This is a genomic window from Dactylosporangium sp. McL0621 (genome assembly GCF_049995355.1).
GTDB lineage: Bacteria > Actinomycetota > Actinomycetes > Mycobacteriales > Micromonosporaceae > Dactylosporangium.
The window spans coordinates 7676152-7694968 of record NZ_CP188259.1 but is presented as its reverse complement, the minus strand read 5'-3'; the positions used below and the strand labels follow the sequence as shown (position 1 = coordinate 7694968).

Annotated in this window: 14 protein-coding genes and 2 pseudogenes; 5 read left to right on the top strand and 11 right to left on the bottom strand. The window is 67.4% G+C overall.

Going from position 1 to position 18817, the window contains the following annotated elements:
* Positions 1–166 precede the first annotated feature (166 nt).
* The 9 genes and pseudogenes from ACPPVO_RS36330 to ACPPVO_RS36290 all read right to left on the bottom strand — a co-directional run bounded on the left by ACPPVO_RS36330 (position 167) and on the right by ACPPVO_RS36290 (position 8235).
* Positions 167–1081 carry an IS982 family transposase gene (locus ACPPVO_RS36330; RefSeq protein WP_426503060.1) on the bottom strand — a complete coding sequence of 305 codons (915 nt, stop codon included), beginning with the start codon at positions 1079–1081 and terminating at the stop codon, positions 167–169.
* A 295-nt stretch (positions 1082–1376) separates the two neighbouring features.
* Positions 1377–2609 (bottom strand): annotated as a pseudogene (locus tag ACPPVO_RS36325) (IS4 family transposase).
* A gap of 326 nt (positions 2610–2935) precedes the next feature.
* Positions 2936–3138 (bottom strand): annotated as a pseudogene (locus ACPPVO_RS36320) (IS701 family transposase); the annotation flags it as partial.
* Between the two features lie 26 nt (positions 3139–3164).
* A complete protein-coding gene (locus ACPPVO_RS36315) occupies positions 3165–3494 on the bottom strand; it encodes an integrase core domain-containing protein (protein ID WP_426503059.1) in 330 nt (109 codons plus the stop codon).
* 158 nt (positions 3495–3652) lie between these two features.
* Positions 3653–4228 carry an ATP-binding protein gene (locus ACPPVO_RS36310; protein ID WP_426503058.1) on the bottom strand — a complete coding sequence of 192 codons (576 nt, stop codon included), beginning with the start codon at positions 4226–4228 and terminating at the stop codon, positions 3653–3655.
* Positions 4218–4580 (bottom strand): hypothetical protein, encoded by a 363-nt coding sequence (locus ACPPVO_RS36305; protein ID WP_426503057.1) that lies wholly within the window; start codon positions 4578–4580, stop codon positions 4218–4220. Before ACPPVO_RS36305 ends, ACPPVO_RS36310 begins: the two co-directional genes overlap by 11 nt.
* A gap of 196 nt (positions 4581–4776) precedes the next feature.
* Positions 4777–6162: an alpha/beta hydrolase gene (locus tag ACPPVO_RS36300; protein ID WP_426503056.1), complete on the bottom strand. Its 1386-nt coding sequence runs from the start codon at positions 6160–6162 to the stop codon at positions 4777–4779.
* Between the two features lie 212 nt (positions 6163–6374).
* A complete protein-coding gene (locus tag ACPPVO_RS36295; protein WP_426514765.1) occupies positions 6375–7349 on the bottom strand; it encodes an NAD(P)-dependent alcohol dehydrogenase in 975 nt (324 codons plus the stop codon).
* 175 nt (positions 7350–7524) lie between these two features.
* On the bottom strand, positions 7525–8235 hold the full coding sequence (locus ACPPVO_RS36290; RefSeq protein ID WP_426503055.1) for a DUF4386 domain-containing protein: 711 nt from the start codon (positions 8233–8235) through the stop codon (positions 7525–7527).
* A gap of 815 nt (positions 8236–9050) precedes the next feature.
* Here ACPPVO_RS36290 and ACPPVO_RS36285 point away from each other — a divergent pair.
* A complete protein-coding gene (locus ACPPVO_RS36285) occupies positions 9051–9758 on the top strand; it encodes a DUF4389 domain-containing protein (protein ID WP_426503054.1) in 708 nt (235 codons plus the stop codon).
* A 1127-nt stretch (positions 9759–10885) separates the two neighbouring features.
* On the opposite strand, the gene ACPPVO_RS36280 is transcribed toward ACPPVO_RS36285, so the two are convergent.
* Positions 10886–11755 (bottom strand): DNA-binding response regulator, encoded by an 870-nt coding sequence (locus tag ACPPVO_RS36280; protein WP_426503053.1) that lies wholly within the window; start codon positions 11753–11755, stop codon positions 10886–10888.
* A 466-nt stretch (positions 11756–12221) separates the two neighbouring features.
* Here ACPPVO_RS36280 and ACPPVO_RS36275 point away from each other — a divergent pair, with 466 nt between their 5' ends.
* From ACPPVO_RS36275 to ACPPVO_RS36260, 4 genes are all read left to right on the top strand, one after another.
* The gene (locus ACPPVO_RS36275; RefSeq protein ID WP_426503052.1) at positions 12222–12359 is read left to right on the top strand and encodes a hypothetical protein; all 138 of its coding nucleotides are present in this window, start codon (positions 12222–12224) and stop codon (positions 12357–12359) included.
* 584 nt (positions 12360–12943) lie between these two features.
* Positions 12944–14926 (top strand): NACHT domain-containing protein, encoded by a 1983-nt coding sequence (locus ACPPVO_RS36270; RefSeq protein WP_426503051.1) that lies wholly within the window; start codon positions 12944–12946, stop codon positions 14924–14926.
* A gap of 18 nt (positions 14927–14944) precedes the next feature.
* Entirely contained in the window at positions 14945–16390 is a 1446-nt protein-coding gene (locus tag ACPPVO_RS36265) for an NF041680 family putative transposase (RefSeq protein ID WP_426503049.1), read from the top strand.
* A gap of 90 nt (positions 16391–16480) precedes the next feature.
* Positions 16481–17317 (top strand): IS5 family transposase, encoded by an 837-nt coding sequence (locus ACPPVO_RS36260; RefSeq protein WP_426503050.1) that lies wholly within the window; start codon positions 16481–16483, stop codon positions 17315–17317.
* Positions 17318–17349: 32 nt separating this feature from the next.
* On the opposite strand, the gene ACPPVO_RS36255 is transcribed toward ACPPVO_RS36260, so the two are convergent.
* The gene (locus ACPPVO_RS36255) at positions 17350–18795 is read right to left on the bottom strand and encodes an NF041680 family putative transposase (protein ID WP_426503049.1); all 1446 of its coding nucleotides are present in this window, start codon (positions 18793–18795) and stop codon (positions 17350–17352) included.
* Between the last annotated feature and the right edge of the window lie 22 nt (positions 18796–18817).

Genomic DNA, 18817 nt, shown 5'->3' with positions numbered 1-18817 from the left:
GCGGCCGCCCGGTTGCCCTTGTCCACAGCCCACAGCCCACAGCCCGGCCAGCTTCTCCATGCCCGCGTCGCGGATGCGTTGGATCGCCTGTGCATTGGTCAGGCGCGACTGGAGCTCATAGATCTGCGTCTCGTGCCGGTCGTACTAGACGATCTATTCCAAGGGTTTAGTGGTCGTAGGCGGTCAGGGATCGCATGATCGGCTGGCCGGTGTGCCAGTTGTGCCAGATTGCGGCGGTCATGGCCGGGATGCGTTGCAGGACTCGGACGGTGACGCCGGCTGGGGTTCGTCCGCCGTGGCGTTCGAGGTCGAGTTGGCCTTTGAGGGTTTGGTTGACGGACTCGATGTTCTGCCGGACTGCGTGGAGTAGTGCGCGTGCGGGGCGTGGCGGTTCGGTGCGGTATGCGGGCCGGACGACGTCGATGTTGTTGTCGTTGAGCCAGGTTTCGGTGGTCCGGTCTCGGTAGCCCTTGTCTACGACCAGGATGAGCCCGTCAGGGTGGTGGAACATGTTCGGCTGCAACGAGATCAGGTCGATCAGGACGTCGCGTTCGTCGGTTTTGGGGTTGGTGAGCGCGAACGCGACGGGCAGGCCGTGGACGGTGGTGACCAGGTGCAGGCGCAGTCCCCAGAACAGTCGGGAGTGGGAGGCGCAGTAGCCGTAGCCGGCCCATCCGGCGAGGTCGGAGCGTTTGACGGTCTCGCGGGAGGTGCCGCACTGCACCGGGGTGGAGTCGGCGATGCGGATCGGGTGCCGCCACAGGTCGGTGTCCGCGGCGAGGACGGCGATGAGCTGGGTGAGGAGGTGGCCCAGGGCGCGGAGGCGTTTGTTGTAGCCGGGCTGTTTGGGCAGGTATGGGAAGAGATGCCCGATGGCTTTACGGGCGGCGCGGATCCACCGGTTCTCGCGGTGGTGGCCGAGCAGGACCTGCAGGACCGCGACGGTGATCAGTTCGGCATCGGTGATCCGCGGGGCGATGCCGACCTTCGGTCGGTATGGGTTGAGCTGGGGTGACGCCTTCAGTTCGTCGTCGATCTTCACGTAGAGTGCGGTGGCGAGGGTGTCCAGATCGACGTGCACGTGGCCTCCACGGTCTCGTTGCTCAGCAACGTCGATCCTGGAGGCCCTCGCGCCTTCTTGCTGTCCCGTAACCCTTGGAATAGATCGTCTAGTACCAATACCGCTGACTTAGGTATTCGTTGCTCGTGGTTTTCGCTTGGTGGGGTTGGGTTTGGTGGCTTCCACGATGGTGATGATGTGGTCGGGGCGGGCTGGGTCGCGGTGTTGTGCTCGTTTGAGTTTCCAGTTGGACATCTTGCGTTTGATCACTCGCGGGTTGCTGCGGGCGCGGCGGGTGGTCAGGTGTCGCAGGATTTCACGGATGCCTCGGCGCAGGGCTCTGGTCAGTCGTGAGGGAGGAAAACGCCCCCTGGGCGGTGACCTGGCGGCGTACGAGGCGCAGGGTGCGGGTGAACGACACCCGGTCGGGGTCGATGTCGGCGCTGGCTGCGGCGTGATGCATCAGGGTGCGCACGGCGTAGTGCACGAGGAGGAAGCCGTAGATCTCCTGCTCGACCCCGGTCGGGGTCTGCGAGCGCAGGACCATGTCTGGCTGGCCTTGATGGGTTTTCAGTTCATCGAGGGACGTTTCGATCTCCCAGCGTTGGGCGTACAACGCGGCCAGGTCGAGCGCCGGGGCGGCGGCCGGGTCCAGGATCGTGGTGATCAGCCGGTAGACGGTGGCCTGACCGGGCATGGTGTATTCCACCACCCGCACGGTGATCGGGTCGGCGTGGCGGTGCTTGTCGCGGGCGGCGAAGATGTGCGACAGGTACGAACCGTCGTGCAGTTGCTCGATCACGGGCAGCACGGCAACGGATTTGACCCGCCAGAGCAGGTCCGCGCCGGTTGCGGAGGCTTCCCGCCACAGATCGAAGCCGACGAATCAACGGTCGGCCAGCAGGAGCATGCCTGGGCCCAGCACACCGAACAGCTGCTGCGCCAGGACGGTCTCATGAGTGGACAGCGGCCCGGTCGTGGCGGCGAAGATGGCGTGGGTGCCACATTCGGCGATCGCCGCGACCCGGGCCTGCGGGTAGGCGCTCCTGCCGTTGCCGCGGCCCGAACCCGGCCGGCCGAAGAAGTCCACATTGGACACCGTGTCGGGCAGATCGAAGGTGGTGCCGTCCACCGCGACCAGGCGCCACCCCCGGTAGAACGCGCCGACCGTCGCCGGGGTGGCCACCGGCCGGCACACCGCGGCGAACAACGCCTTGATCGGCTCCGGGCCCAACCGGACCCGGGCCCGGGTGATCGCCGCCGTGGTCGGCACCTGCCACGAACCCCGCCAGCCACGCGCCCAACCGAGGCCCTCGGTCAGCAGCCGGGCCACCTCCTCGTAGCCCTGACCGAAGAACAGGCACATCGCCAGCACGTAGTAGACCACCGCCCGCGCCGGCAGCAACCGGCTGCGCTGCTGCGTCCGACCCGCCTCAGCGACCACCCGATCCACCAACTCCGGCGGAAACGTCGAGGTCAACAACCCGATCGCAATCCGATCCGACAACCGCTCACCCAGCGGCGGTTTCACCTGTCCAGCACGCGGCACACCGCACTTTAGCAGGCGACACGCTTAAGTCAGCGGTATTGCGTCTAGTACTGCAACGGCGGGTCGTGTCCTACGGCGGTTCGAGTCGTTTGCGGTTGTGAGCGGCTCGGGCTTGTGCTTGCCTGCGTCTACGCCATCGTGACCAGTGCAGGATGTGGCTGGCGTGGTGCCTAACGGTGGTGACGAGCCGGGTGAACAGGCGGCGGATTTCGTTGCTGCTCAACGGGATCAGCATGTCCTGTCCCGGCTTGGTCCCCCTGTGACTGGTCGGCCTCGGCGGCCTCGGCGGCCTCGTCGTGTTCGGCGTCGCGGTCGGCTTCGGCGGCCCGGGTGATGACCAGGAACGCCGCTGCGGCCATGGCCAGGGTGATGTGCGCATACCAGGCGTCGTAGCGGCGGACCTGGTACTGGTCGAGGCGACCTCGTTCTTCGCGGTCTGGAACGACTCCTCAACCGCCCACCTCGCGCCCGCGGTCCTGACCAGGGTCCGCAGCCGGGTGCCCCGCGGCCCGAAACACACGTAGTACGCCTGTACCGTTCGGAAACTCGATTTGGCTACGCTGCCTGCGAATATTCGTTGATGAGTCCATTGAGGACTTTCCGGCGGCGGACCCGGGCCGGAGCGAGATCGGTGACCGGTGTCGGCAAGGTTTCGATGGCTGGAGGGCGTTGGTCGCGTCCCTGATGCGGTCGATGGTCGTTGTAATGCACGACATACTCCCCGAGGACGGTGAGCAGGTGCCTCGGGTTGCAGATGAGGATTCGGTCCAGGCACTCGCGGCGTACGGTGCGCACCCACCGTTCGGCGTAGGCGTTCGCCCTCGGCGCCCGCGGCGGCGTCTGTACGATCTTGATGGCCTCGGCGGTGAACACCGCGTCGAACATGGCGGTGTACTTGGCGTCCCGGTCGCGGATCAGGCATGCGGTGGTGTCTGCGAGACCATCCCGGCAACCTCAGCCGGGTAGCGGGCGGCATGTGAGCACCTCCTGTCCCGTCGAGGGAGTGGCCTGCCAGCACGTCGAGTCGGGGACGTTTCCGTCGCTCACCTGGGTGCGTTCGCCACCGATCGGGGTGGATTGGCGGGAGCCGGGTTGCGCCGGTCCGCGTCCCACACCAATTGCTTGCTCATTCGGACGCCGAGGCCGTGGGGCTGAACATGGAACCACTCCACCGCGTCGCTCAGGGCATGAATCAGGAGCATCCCGCGGCCACTCGTGCCGAGACGCTCGAGCGGCTCGCAGTCTTCTGCGGTCCAGTTCAGGTGCGTGTCGTGTAGCGCCGTTCCGTGGTCGAAGACCTCGATGACGCACCGGCGGCGGTCGACGGTCAGGTTGACCCGATAGGTTTCGCCGGCGGCATGTACGACGGCGTTCGTGCACGCTTCGGTCAGGATCAGTGCGATGTCGTCGCGACAGTCTGCGCCGACGTTGAGCGCGATCAGGGTCGTGTCGAAGAGGCGCCGGCACTGGCCGACCGAGGCGGGTTCGCGCCGCAGCGTCAAGGTTAGGTGCAACCGCACCGCAGGCAAGGCGGTATGAGAGGCGGCGGCCGGGTCTGTCGGATGCCACGACGTCAGTACTGGTAGGTCCGTCCAGGCGTCGGGTTTCTCAGCGCTCATGACCGGTGCTCGCGGAGTATGACAGCAATGCATCCAGCTCCATCTGGGTCTGCCGGTCGAACGCCGCTAGCAGGTCTGTCGATTGGTCGTCCTCCGACGCCCTGGCCATACGGGCGTGTCGACGGTCCACGGCTCGCCGGGCGGCAATGGTGTGGACCCAGTAGAGGACGTCGGTCTGATACTCGGGGCAGCGCCCGGCCAGCCGCCAGACCTCGATGAATGTGGCATTGGTGACGGCAGCGACGTCGGCCGGCCCGAGCGGCACTGTGGCTACTCGTACGGCCAGGGTCGGGCGCAGTTGGGAGTGCAGCCTGGCGAACGCGGCTCGATCTTCGCGCGCGATGCGGATCATGAGGGCGGCCAGCCCGTTGGTGCTGACATGGTTGACATGTCGGGACCGCGGGCGGGATATCCGGAATGCCACTACGACTCCCTCGGTTCGAGACGCGAGCGCCTCGCCACCGGGGTCTGGGGTGGCTGCCGTGTGCAGTCGTCACGCTACCCGGTCGGTTCGATCCGCGCATCACTTCGCAGTCGGGCATCGCGAATCATGCGACCAGTGGCCGTGCGGTCCGGACCGATGAGACGACGTCGAGGATCGCCTGGGTGGTGGCGGCGGAGTGTGTCTGGTCGGCGACCAGCGCTTCGTGGGTGGCGCCGGCGATGACGCGGTGCACACAGTTGGTCGACAGGGTGGCCAGGCGGTTCTGTGCCGCCGACCAGGCTGTGTCATGTCCGCTGCCGGCGGTCAGGACGACCAGGGGCTTGCCGGCGAAGTCCTGCAGGGACGCGGCTTGCTCTATCGAGGCGCTGGCTTGGACGTACTCGTCGATGGTGCTGCGCAGGTTGCTTGCGGTCGCGGCGCGGGCGCGTACCTCGTCGCGGGAACGCGGCGGGAGGCTGCCGAAGTCGAACCGGCCGTACAGCCGGACCAGACCGAGCCGGGTGGAGGCCGAAACCAGCGCGGAGACTCGACCCGTCGCGTCGTAGGAGCCGCCGTCGCCGGGCGGCCTCGCCGCTGGTTTCGCCGCGGATGCCGGTGCGGTGGAGTCCACCAGCACCATGCCGGCGACGTCGTCGGGGTAGCGGGCGGCGAACGTGAGCACGTAGAGGCCGCCGAAGGAATGTCCGGCCAGCACATAGGGTCCCGGGATGTGGCCGCGCTGCAGCAGGGTGTGCAGGTCGGTGGCTATCTGGGTGGCGTCCTGTGGGGTGTCGGCGGGTTCGCTCCATCCGCGGCCGGCGCGGTCGTAGGCGCAGACCCGGGTGTCCCGGGCGACGGCCGGCGTGATCCACCCGAGGTTCGACGACATCTCGCCGCCACCCGGTTCGAGCACGACGGTGGGACTGCCGGAGCCGGTGCAGCTCAGGTGCAGGCGGTGTCCGCCCACGTCGATCAACTGACCGGGCATCGGGTAGGCGTTGGCGTCCGCCGCCTCGCGCAGGGTCTCGTAGCCGCCGCCCGCCGAGGCAAGAGCCAACATGGCGATCACGGGGTAGACCAGCCATCGCCTGCTCCGGCTGCGAAGCCGGCGGCGGACGCGGACGATCATCCAGATCGCCAGCGCGAGCATGGTGGGGGGCCATACCCAGTTGAGCGGCGTGCGCGCCGAGGCGCCGAGGCCCACCAGGAGAACGGCGCCGAGTCCCATCAGCAGGGCGGGAGCCATGGCCCAGCGCTGTGGCCGGTCGGTCAGCCGGATCGAGAGTGCGGCCAACATCGCCCAGCCGATCGCGAACCCGGCCAGGACCGCGCCGGTGAGGGCGCTTTCCCCTGCCGGGATGAACGGGGCGGCGACGAGGAGAGCGGCCGCGACGACGCCGGTGGCCAGCGAGCCGGCCACGATCCAGCCGATGTGTCCCCTCGGTTCGGTACCGGGCGGGGACGCACTGCGCGGGCCGATGCCCTTCGGGGGTGAGCTCGTGGCGGTCATGGCCGTCGCCCCGGCCGCCGGCGTGATCGGATGGTCGGCCGGAAGGCCGGGACGAGCTCGCCGAAGGGGGCGCGGGCCGGCGGTTGCGGCGTGGGCGGGGGTACGGCGATCAGGGCGGGTCCGACCGGCGGTGGTGCGGTGCGGTTCGACATCTCGACCTCTCCGGTCAGCGATCGTCGGCTGTCCTGGACCGGCTGCGGCGCCGGGGGCGCTCAGACGGTGATGACGACCTTGCCGCGGGCGTGACCGTCCTGCAGGTGCCGGATGGCCTTGGGGACCTCGCTGAGTGGGTAGGTCCGGTCGATGATCGGGGTCAGTGTGCCGGCGTCGATGAGTTCGGCGATGGTGAGCAGGTCGGCGGTGTTCTGGGTGGCGATGAACGTGTCGAGTTTCTGGCTGGTGAACGGGGACAGGATCATCGCGCGCAGTTGCCGGTCGGTGCCGCCGAGCCAGCGGCCGTCGGTCTCGCCGCCGGTGATGACGAGCGTGCCGTGGGGGGTGAGGGCGTGCCGCAGCGTGGTGAGCGAGCGGTTCCCGCCGATGTCGATGATCACGTCGTAGCGTTGCCGTCCCTCGGTGATGTCGTCGGTGCGGGTGTAGTCGATGACGTGGTCGGCGCCGATGGAGCGGACCAGGTCCAGCTTGGTGGTGCTGCAGATGCCGGTGACGTGGGCGCCGTAGGCCTTGGCGATCTGTACGGCGAACGTGCCGACCCCTCCGGATGCGCCGATGATGAGCACCCGCTGGCCGGGCTGGACGCGGCCGTGGTCCCGAACCGCCTGCAGGGCGGTGCAGGCGGAGACGGGCACGGCTGCTGCCTGCTCGAAGCTGAGCAGTTTCGGCTTCGGCGCGAGTTTGTCCTGCGCGGCGCGGGCGTACTGGGCGAATGAGCCGCCGGCAACGCCGAACACGTGATCGCCGACCCGCAGTGTGGTCACGTCCTTGCCGACCGCCTCGACCCGTCCCGCGACGTCGGTGCCGGGGATCCGGGCCTTGGGGTTGCGGAGGCCGGAGACGAGGCGCACCGGGTACGGCAGGCCGGCCACGACGTGCCACACGCCCCGGTCGACCCCGGCCGCGAGCACGCGCACCAGCACGTCGCCGTCGCCGAGCGCGGGCCTGGCGATCGTTGCGAGCCGCAGTACCTCCTCGGCCTCGCCGTAGCGCTCCTGGACCATCGCCGCCATCGTGCCGGTCGTGGGTGTGGCGGCTGGTACGTGCGTCGGCGGGTGCTGCTGGGCGGTCATGGTCGCCTCCATCGGTGGGGCTCCACGCGAACGAACGTTGCACATGTGAGCCGGGGGTCGCGCCTGCATTGCGGTGTTGTGCCGGCCCGGGATGGCCGGCCTCGGTGACGGGCGGTCAGACGGTGACGGCCGGACGGTCCGCGGGCGGGGTGCTGGCAAGGACCATCGCCGCCGTGAGCGGTGTGGGTTTGAACCCCTTGACGATCAGGTAGACGCCCAGCGAGAACTCCCAGACGCCGATCGGGAGGGTCAGCAGGCCCGACGCGGTGGACACCTGCGCCCACAGGCCGAACAGCGTCGCGACGGCGGAGACGACCAGCAGGGTCGCTCCGACGAACCCCAGCAGAGGAAGGATCCGCGGTACCAGCCGGGACCGGAACAGCAGGGTCCCCAGCAGCACGCCGTTCACGGCCGGAATGAGGCCCTGTCCGATCAGGAACGTCCAGTTGTGCATGGCGACCAGGGCGTTGCCGGTGGCCAGCGCGTCCGCGGCGGCGCCGTCCTTGCGTAGGGTCACCATGGTCATGAGGATCACGGTGCCGGCGAAGATGGTGGCGGCTTCCAGGACCCGGGAGCCGACGAAGCCCAAGGCGATACCGTGGTTCTGCCGCTTGAGCACCGGGTACAGCGCGACCGCCGTGCCGATACCGGCCAGGGCCACGATGATCTCCAGGACGACACCGACGATCACACCGTTGCTGGAGCCGATGCCGGAGATGTAGGTCGCGTCCCGCACCGGCGCGTACAGGGCGAGGGTCGGGACCGAGACGAAGCTGAGCAGGTAGAACACGCCCGCGGCGAGCGCGGTCCGGCGCAGGGAGCTCATTGGCGCCCGGGGTGCAGCTGGTGATCGGATGGTGGTGGTCATATCGATTGCCTCTCCGTGCATCGTGCGATGTCGTTGAGATTCCGGCGCGCGGGGCGGCAGCGAACGATGGCGGCGAACAAACGGCGCCTCGAACCGGCCGCTGATCGCGCTCGCCGTCCGGTATGCCGGAGGCGAGTCGCCGAGACGGTCGGGAGTTGCAGCCGAGGCCTGGCGCCGTCGCTGCTAGGACACTGCGCGAGCCCCGGCCCTGCCGGTGCAGGGCCGCTGGACGTCGTGGATGGTCGGCCCGACGGCGGCGATGGGAGTCCAGGTTCGCCCGGTCACGAAGACCACAACCTCGATAGGACGCGTCCGTCGACGGCGGACTGTCAAGCCACCGGGGACTCGGGCGACAGCGATGACCCTACGCCCCTTCAGCCGGGTGAGCACCTGCCCGAAGCGGGCCAATCGGAACCGCCGGCCGTGGTCGGGGTCGCGGTGTGCTCAGGGAAGGCGACACGCAGCGCAACGCTCCACGCCGATAGCGCGTACAGTCAGTGATGGATCGGTTCGTCGGTAGCTTGACCGGCCGGCGCCCCATGGGCGCGCTGCCCCAGACCTCGGTGGCCAGATGTGGCGCCGCCGCGTTTGCGGGCCGAGCGATGCCAGTGGAATTCCGACCCGCACTTCATCGGCGACGACGGGCGTGCGGCGGGTCGCGGGCAGGATGCTTCGCCATTCGGACTCCGGACGGGCCAGCAGTTTGATCCGGTCGGGCGCTTCCGCGCCCGGCGGACCACGGCGACAACCGATCCGTTGGAGGCCCGACGATCATGACCGTAACGACCGCTTATCCGGTGCGCGTGGACGCGCGCCTGGATTCGCACCTGTCCCGCTGGCTGTGGCTGGTGAAGTGGGTGCTTGCCGTTCCGCACTTCATCGTGCTCATCCCTCTGTGGATCGGATTCTGCGTGGTGTCCGTGGTCGCGTTCTTCGCGATCCTGTTCACCGGCCGGTACCCGCGGCCGCTGTTCGACTTCAACGTCGGTGTGATGCGCTGGACCTGGCGGGTCAACTACTACGCCTACAGCGCGCTGGGCACCGACCGGTACCCGCCGTTCACGCTGGCCGAGGTCCCCGACTACCCGGCGCACCTGGAGGTGTCCTACCCGGAGCACCTCTCGCGTGGACTGGTGCTGGTCAAGTGGTGGCTGCTGGCCCTGCCGCACCTGCTGATCGTCGGCGTCCTGGCCGGCGGCGGCACCTGGTTCGCCGTCAACTCCGACACCGACAACTACAGCTGGACCGGCGGCGGCCTGATCGGGCTGCTGGTGCTGGTCGCCGCGGTCGTCCTGGCCGTCACCGGCCGGTACCCCCAGGGCCTGTACGACTTCATCCTGGGCCTGAACCGGTGGGTGCTGCGGGTCGCCGCGTACACCTCGTTGATGACCGACGCCTACCCGCCGTTCCGGTTGGACACCGGCGGCCAAGACCCGGCAACCACCGTCATCCCGCCAACCGGCCAGGCACCGGGGGCGTGACGCGGAACGGCTGGCCGGGCCGGTCGCACAACGGACCAGGCCCAGCCAGCCGCACCACGTCGTCGCCGGAACGCCCACCGAGTCGGGCATACCATCGAACATCGACGCCCGCCCCTCGCACCCTTGCTTTGCGCGACGACAGTCGACGCATCGACGATCGGCAGAGTCCTGAAGCAGGCCGGGATCCCGCTGGCACCGACCCGCAGCCGCGAGGCGAGGTCGATCACGGTGGCGAGGTAGAGCCAGCCTTCCCACATGTCGACGTAGGTGATGTCCCGCACCAGCGGGTGTCGACCGCGGCCGCATCGACGGTGCAGTCACGCCGCACCAGATCCGGGCGGGCCAGCGCCCGGATCCGGGACCGTGGTGATGCGCCACCGCCGTGGGCTGCGGCCGATCGCCATCCTCGCGACGGTTTGGCGCAGGTGCGATCCATGTTCCGTGGCCCGAAACGCGGCCCCAAACGCAGGTTCTGGCGGAGCTATCCCTGCAGGTCGGAGGCGTTGTCGAGGGATGAAGTGCGCAGGTCTCGATCCGCGGCGGGTCTCCCGGAGCATGGGCCACGGCCGTGACCGGCCGCGATGCCGACGTTGTGATCATCGACGGTTGCTGGCCGGTGCCGCCGTCCGAACAGTAGCAGGCGGTTTGAGTCCGTTCGCGTCGGAGATGCCGGGCGGGCTCGAACCCAGTGGGGCGGGGCTGCGTCGTTCGGACCGAGGCGTCATGGTGCGTAGCTGTGGCGTCGGCCTTCTCCGCGACCGGGCCGAGCTCGTCCGCTGCGTCGCGTCGCTGCCGCCAGGCGCGCGTATCGTCGTGTGGCAGGCTGACCGCGACGTCATGCTCGTCGCGGCCAAACTCTCTTGATACGCGCTTCTCACGGTGCGTCCCACTCGAAGGTCGACGCAGCGTGTGGCTGGCGATGCCAGCATTTTGTAACGACCCTCCGCCGGACCTCGGCGGATCACGATTCGCCCTGCGACTGCGGCACTATGGTGTTCATAGTCGCCTCTGACCCACACATGACCATCAAGACGCCCACATCCGACGGAATACCATGCCTCGACCTTGCACGAACGCCGGGGCCGGTCGCGTGGGGGTTGGCGTCGGAGACAGATGCAGAGTGGTTCTCATTCAGGCGCTTGCTCGGCGGCCTGCTCGGCAATCCTCGACAGATCAACGCGACTCGACACGGAGAGCTTGCGGAAGATCTGCCGAAGATGGAAATTGACCGTATGCATACTGATGCCGAGCCTGCGGGCGATCTGCTGGTTCGTGAGCGCTCGTCCGGCTAGCATCGCGACGGCTCGTTCGCGCTCGGTGAGATTCTTCCACCCCAAGGTCAGCGATTCAACAACTCCGCCCACCGCCGAGCCTCCGGACACCAGATTGCCAGTAACAGCCACTTGCACGAGCTGCGCACGGCTGGTGACTCCAAGCTGAGCGTAGACGTCACGTAGGTGACCCTCGACGGTTCGCGGTGAGAGTGTCAAACGCTCACCGATCTGCCGTGCAGTCAGCCCCTCTACCGTCATGTTGAGGATGTCCTGCGCCCGCGGGCTCAGCGCAGACCCCGGCAGCGGCCTAGCCGGCGCTTTTGGTGCAGGAATCAACACAGACTGTCCATCGACCGTGCGGGCTATCGCGTCGAGGAGCGTCGGCAATGGCGTCTCTTTAGTGACATAGCTTGTTGCTCCTGCCGCTACGGCGGCGGACACTACGTCGTCGGTCTGGTGAACCGAGAACATCACCACGCGGGCCGATGGATCCCACTCGACGATGTGACGGGTGGCCTCGATGCCGGAGATGCCGGGCGGCATCATCACATCCATGATGATGACGCCTGGCCGAAGCGATTTGACTAGTTCGACTGCTGCCTGGCCGTTTCCCGCCTCTGCTACGTCGTAGCCGGCCTGCTTCAGGTACAGCGTGAGCGCCCTGCGAACGAACGGATCGTCATCGACCACCAAGGCCAGCACAAGACGGTCGTCAGTCACCATCAACCTCCGCACGCCGCTGCGCAGACATCCACAACCGGCGGAACTCCTCGACATCACCGCCGAGGGCCTCGACGACAAGTTCCAATGGCCCCCACGTTGGCACCTTGGCGCCGACGAGCACTCGATGCACTGTGTCATGGCTCAGCGCACCGGTTACACGAGCTAGTCGCCTAACGCTCGGCAGTCCAGCACGCAGGTGGAGTTCGCGCAGGCCTCGGACGAGATCGCGATGTGGGCCATACGGAACATGGATGAGTCGGATCTGGCCCATGGGTCAACTCCGGCGTCCGAAGATGTCTGAACCTGTCAGCAGTAGCGTAGCACCACCTACTCTAGGTAGGTATATCTACCTACTCGATGGTGTGGAGTTGTCATGGTTCCCGAACCCCATCGCGCGCGCGGTAGTGGTCGCGCAGCGAGCGAAGCCGTTCTCGCAGCCGTCGTGGCTGGTGGAGCTATCGGCGCCGTGCTGGCCATCGTCGTCGGCGCTGCGATATTTCCTGCAGCAGTCGGTCCCCTGGCATACGTAGCGATCATCGTTATCGGCTCGACCGCTGGCTCCGCCATCGGCGTATCGGCGGTGGCCGCCCGCCGCCGCACCTGAAAATAGCGCGTCCGAGTGCGTGGGATCTGCGGGCGCCGTGTCAGTTCGGCACCGCCGTGCTGTGTCGGTTGTCCCGACCGGGAGGAGAGGCTCCGGGAAGAGTCCTGGCGTATGTGGTGCTGGTCTTGGGTCAGGGGCTGTGCGGGGACCCGGGCGAAGGGGTACAGGCGATCGTCGTGGCTTGAAGGGCCTGGATGAGAGGCCGACGATCGTGGGGGAGGGCGACAGTTTGGCGCAGGTGCGATCCATCTTGTGCGGCCCGAAACACGGTCCCAGGCGCACGTTCTGGCCGAGCTCTACCTGCAGGTCGGAGGCGTTGCCAGGGGATGCAGTGCGCCGGTCTCGATCCGCAGCGGGACTCCCAGAGCATGGACAACGACCGCGACTGGCCGCGATATCGATGTCGTGATCATCGACGGTAGGTGGCCGGTGCCTCTGCCTGAGCAGTAGCAAGCGCATGTAGATGATTGAGGATGCCCTGGCCGCTCGGCCGGGGGATCGTTGCATTGGCTCGACAGCCGCGGCGTTCCCGCGAAAGAGTTTCAGCTTCGGAGTTCCGCCACGAACGTTCTAGGCTCGACCAGGTGATCCGGATCCCGACACCCATTTCCCGGTTCTGGATGAACCGGAGCAGCAGCGACCGGAACACGGTCTATCCGTCTGACGGAAATCAGCTGAGTCTTGCCGACGGCATCACTGGCCGTTGCACGGTCCTGCTCGCGCCGCCGGGGGCGGGCAAGACGGTCGAGCTCCGAGGTCTCGTTGAGTCACTCGGCGAGCGAGCGCGCTTCATCGCCTTGGGCACCTACGGTGATCTGCATGCGAAGATCACGCGAGCGTTGGCCGAACTCGGCCCCCACGGCGCCGCTGGGCTGCTGGCGTTGGACAGCATGGATGAGTCGACGTTGGCGACGACCCAGCTGGCAGACCTGATCGAAGACGTTGTGAAGGACCTGCCTACGGGCGTCCGGCTGGTCCTTGCGTGTCGCACAGCCGCCTGGCTCCCTGGTGTCAGCCACGTGCTTCAACAGGCCCTCGGCGACGACGTCACCGTACTGGATTTGATCGCTCTGACCGATCGTGACGTCGTGACATTCGCCGACGCCTTCGGCGTGTCCGGGCAGGAGTTTCTCGAAGCTGTCGTCACTGCGAAGGCGGCACCGCTCACGCGTCATCCGAAGGATCTGGAGTTCCTCCTCGACGAGTACAAAGCCGCAGGTGAATCGCTGCCGAGTACCCAGCGCGACCTCTACGACCGCGCGATCGACCGCTTGTGCAAAGAGCAGAACCCGCGTCGGCAGATGGCCGGCGACACCGGCGACCACCGCGCCCTCCGAGACGGCGCAGGGCGTCTCGCCGTGCTGAGCCTGTTCACCACCCGCAAGACGTTCAGACTGCATGATCCGGATGACGGGCGCTCCTTGTCGGAAGACGACTACACGAGCCCTTTCCCGGAGACACCGATACCGGCGCCATACCCAGATGTCCTCAGCACCGCCTTGTTCGAGGGTGCGTCGGACGACACCATGAAATTCACTCACCAGACGGTCGCCGAGTATCTGGCTGCACGCCATCTATCGGATCTTGAGCTGACGAAGGAACAGCTGGACGCACTGCTGCGGGTGCCCGGTGGGCGGCTCGCACCTCAGGTTCAGGCGGTTGCGGCGTGGCTCATCGCCCTGGACCCCGGCCGGTTCGCGGATCTGCTCGATGACGATCCGGCAGCATTCATCGGCAGTCAGGTCGAACTCACCGACCCGGACTTCAGACAGTCGCTACTGCGTCGGCTCCTCGCGCTCGCCGACGACTACTCGCTGGACGAGGCGGAGCACCTTGACCTGTCCGGGCTGACCTACCCGGCCATTGAGGAATTGGTAAGCCCTTACCTCACTGGTCGGGACTGTTCCCTCGACGCCAGATATCTGGCCTTACGGATCGTATCGGACAACCACCTCGTCAGCCTGAACGATGTCCTCGTCGACCTCGCAATGTCCGAGGACGAGCCGATCGTGCTCCGAAACGCCGCCGGTCGACGAAGCCTCGACCTCGTTCCCCCAAAGGCCGACACTCCACTGGCGGCGTTGGCCGACCGTGCGGATGACCTCCCCGACGAGGACGACGAACTCCTCGGTGTCGGGCTCCATGCGCGCTTGAGGGCGGGGGCTTCTCCGTCGGAGTTGTTGCGCTATCTCAAGAATCCGGCCAATCCCGACTTGTTCGGGAGCTACTGGTCATTCACCACGATCGAGCTACCCGCCGCAATGTCCGCCTTTGCTCTGACGGACGAACAGGTGCGGGCAGCGGTGCAATGGGTGGCGGGGCTTGATCAAGAGGATCGGCCGGGGATGCACCGTGTCAGCGGACGTCCTGTCTGCCCGGCGGCTCTGCAGGACGCCATTGTCGAAGCCGGACTGCTTCGCTGCGAGGATCCGGAGGTACGCGATGACGTTGCACATCTGGTCCGGCTCTGTCTAAGCTTGTTCTTTAACCTGTGGGCTCGGGCGAGTGGCCCCGGTGAGACATGGCGACAGCCCTTGATTGATCATGTTCTTGTCGAAGGAAGATGATCTCTACCAAGGGCTGTCGTGAAGATTGTGCATGACGCGGACGTGGCTGCCACGTCCGGGGAGCTGGCGACGCTGTCACGGTTCCGGTCGGAGCTCTACGGATGCCTGACCGCGCGGGCGGACGCGTTGTTCGAGTTGAGCGACGCGCTGCTGTGTACCGAAGCGCCGGTGAAAGCGTTGGTAGACCTGACGTTGGCGCCGGAACACCGGCGCGGTCACGGCGCCATGTACGACGGGCTCAATGAGGGCCGCATCGATATCGAACGCTTGCGGACGACGGTGGCCGGGCTCGTGTTGCCGAGGGCGGCCGACGGCAGGCTGATGCTCGCGGTCGATGTCAGCCCGTGGCTGCGACCGGACGCAGCGACCAGTCCAGACCGGTTGTTCTGTCACGTCTACGGCCGTGGCCGCAACGCCGACCAGTACATTCCTGGCTGGCCGTACTCGTTCATCGCCGCCCTCGAACCCGGGCGGACCTCGTGGACGGCGATCCTGGACGCGGTCCGGCTCGGCCCAGACGACGACGTCGCCGAGATCACCGCCGTCCAGGTCCGTGCAGTGGTCCAACGCCTCGTCGAGGCCGGGCAGTGGCGAACCGGTGATCCGGACATCCTGATCGTGTTCGACGCCGGCTACGACCTGGCCCGCCTGGCGTTCCTGCTCACCGATCTCCCGGTCGAGATCGTCGGCAGGATCCGCGCCGACCGGGTCATGCGACTACCGGCACCACCCCGCGAACCCGGCTTGAACGGGCGCCCGCCCAAGCACGGCAAGGAATTCCGGCTCGCCGAGCAAAGCACATGGCCTGACCCTGCGGTGATCACGACAACCGACACGACCCGCTACGGCACCGCCGTCGCCATCAGCTGGGACCGGCTGCACCCGCGGCTCACCCACCGGGCCGCATGGCTCGACCACCAAGGCGACCTGCCCGTCCTGGAAGGCACGCTGATCTGCCTCACCGTCGACCGACTGCCCGGTGACCACGACCCGAAACCGGTATGGCTATGGTCCTCCCGCACCGCAGCGACACCGTCGCATGTGGACAGACTCTGGCAGGCATACCTCCGCCGCTTCGACCTCGAACACACCTTCCGCCTGTTCAAACAGACCCTCGGCTGGACCGCGCCGAAACTCCGCGACCCACGGGCGGCCGACCGCTGGACCTGGCTGATCATCACCTGCTACACCCAACTCCGGCTGGCCCGCACCCTCGCCGCCGATCTCCGCCGACCCTGGGAACGCCCCGCCCTCCCGGGCCGACTCACCCCGGCACGGGTCCGTCGCGGGTTCCGAAACATCCGGCCGAAGACCGTCCGTCCCGCCAACGCGCCAAAACCCTCGACGCCAGGCCCCGGGCGCCCAACAGGATCCAAAAACACCAACACCACCATCCGTCATGACGTCGGCAAAACCACCATGCGGGACAAGACACTCAAGGAACGGCAGCAACGCACAGGTTAAAGAACAAGCTCAGAGCGTGTTTGAGAAGTTCTCGGATCTTGTTCGGCGCGCCTGCGTGACCATCGGTGTCGATGCCGCGAAGGTGGCCGGATGTCTCGGCAGCGGCGGTACCCCTCGGATCTGACTGACGGGCAGTGGGCGCTGATCGAACCGCTGCTGCCGGCTCCGAAGACCGGTGGCCGGCCTGAGTCGCATCCGCGACGGTCCGTTGTGGACGGCATCCTGTACGTGGTCCGCAGCGGCTGCGCCTGGCGGTACCTGCCAGCGGACTTCCCGCCGTGGCAGACGGTCTACTGGTACTTCAAGCAGTGGGAGGACGCGAAGATCACCGAGGCGATGCTGGCCGCACTGCGGGAACAGGCGCGGGTCCAGCAGGGCCGCGACCCGCAGCCGACCGCGGGGATCATCGACTCCCAGAGTGTCAAAGGCGCTGACACCGTCGGCCGGGACAGCCGCGGCTACGACGCCGGCAAGAAGATCAACGGCCGCAAGCGGTTCATCGTCACCGACACGCTCGGGCTGCTCATCGTCGTGGTCGTTCTGGCCGCGAGTGTCCAGGACCGTGACGGCGCCAAGACCACCCTGCTCTCGGCCTACTTGATCACGCCGATCCGGTTCGTCTTCGCCGACGGCGGCTTCGCCGGCAAGCTCGTCGACTGGGCCACCGCGATCCTGCGCACCACCCTGCACGTCGTCCGCAAACCCTTAGGCCAGCACGGCTTTGCCGTCATCCCGCGCCGCTGGTGCGTCGAGCGAACCCTGGCCTGGCTCACCGCCCACCGCCGCCTCGCCCGCGACTACGAACGCCACCCTGCCACGTCCGAGGCCATGATCCGCTGGGCCGCGATCAACACCATGACCAGCCGGATCGCCAGAGGCGAACCCGCCACCCGCCAACAACGCTGGCGCTGGCCCGACGAATCATGAACCACATCTCAAACACGCTCTGAGCTTGTTCTTTAACCTGTGCGTTGCTGCCGTTCCTTGAGTGTCTTGTCCCGCATGGTGGTTTTGCCGACGTCATGACGGATGGTGGTGTTGGTGTTTTTGGATCCTGTTGGGCGCCCGGGGCCTGGCGTCGAGGGTTTTGGCGCGTTGGCGGGACGGACGGTCTTCGGCCGGATGTTTCGGAACCCGCGACGGACCCGTGCCGGGGTGAGTCGGCCCGGGAGGGCGGGGCGTTCCCAGGGTCGGCGGAGATCGGCGGCGAGGGTGCGGGCCAGCCGGAGTTGGGTGTAGCAGGTGATGATCAGCCAGGTCCAGCGGTCGGCCGCCCGTGGGTCGCGGAGTTTCGGCGCGGTCCAGCCGAGGGTCTGTTTGAACAGGCGGAAGGTGTGTTCGAGGTCGAAGCGGCGGAGGTATGCCTGCCAGAGTCTGTCCACATGCGACGGTGTCGCTGCGGTGCGGGAGGACCATAGCCATACCGGTTTCGGGTCGTGGTCACCGGGCAGTCGGTCGACGGTGAGGCAGATCAGCGTGCCTTCCAGGACGGGCAGGTCGCCTTGGTGGTCGAGCCATGCGGCCCGGTGGGTGAGCCGCGGGTGCAGCCGGTCCCAGCTGATGGCGACGGCGGTGCCGTAGCGGGTCGTGTCGGTTGTCGTGATCACCGCAGGGTCAGGCCATGTGCTTTGCTCGGCGAGCCGGAATTCCTTGCCGTGCTTGGGCGGGCGCCCGTTCAAGCCGGGTTCGCGGGGTGGTGCCGGTAGTCGCATGACCCGGTCGGCGCGGATCCTGCCGACGATCTCGACCGGGAGATCGGTGAGCAGGAACGCCAGGCGGGCCAGGTCGTAGCCGGCGTCGAACACGATCAGGATGTCCGGATCACCGGTTCGCCACTGCCCGGCCTCGACGAGGCGTTGGACCACTGCACGGACCTGGACGGCGGTGATCTCGGCGACGTCGTCGTCTGGGCCGAGCCGGACCGCGTCCAGGATCGCCGTCCACGAGGTCCGCCCGGGTTCGAGGGCGGCGATGAACGAGTACGGCCAGCCAGGAATGTACTGGTCGGCGTTGCGGCCACGGCCGTAGACGTGACAGAACAACCGGTCTGGACTGGTCGCTGCGTCCGGTCGCAGCCACGGGCTGACATCGACCGCGAGCATCAGCCTGCCGTCGGCCGCCCTCGGCAACACGAGCCCGGCCACCGTCGTCCGCAAGCGTTCGATATCGATGCGGCCCTCATTGAGCCCGTCGTACATGGCGCCGTGACCGCGCCGGTGTTCCGGCGCCAACGTCAGGTCTACCAACGCTTTCACCGGCGCTTCGGTACACAGCAGCGCGTCGCTCAACTCGAACAACGCGTCCGCCCGCGCGGTCAGGCATCCGTAGAGCTCCGACCGGAACCGTGACAGCGTCGCCAGCTCCCCGGACGTGGCAGCCACGTCCGCGTCATGCACAATCTTCACGACAGCCCTTGGTAGAGATCAT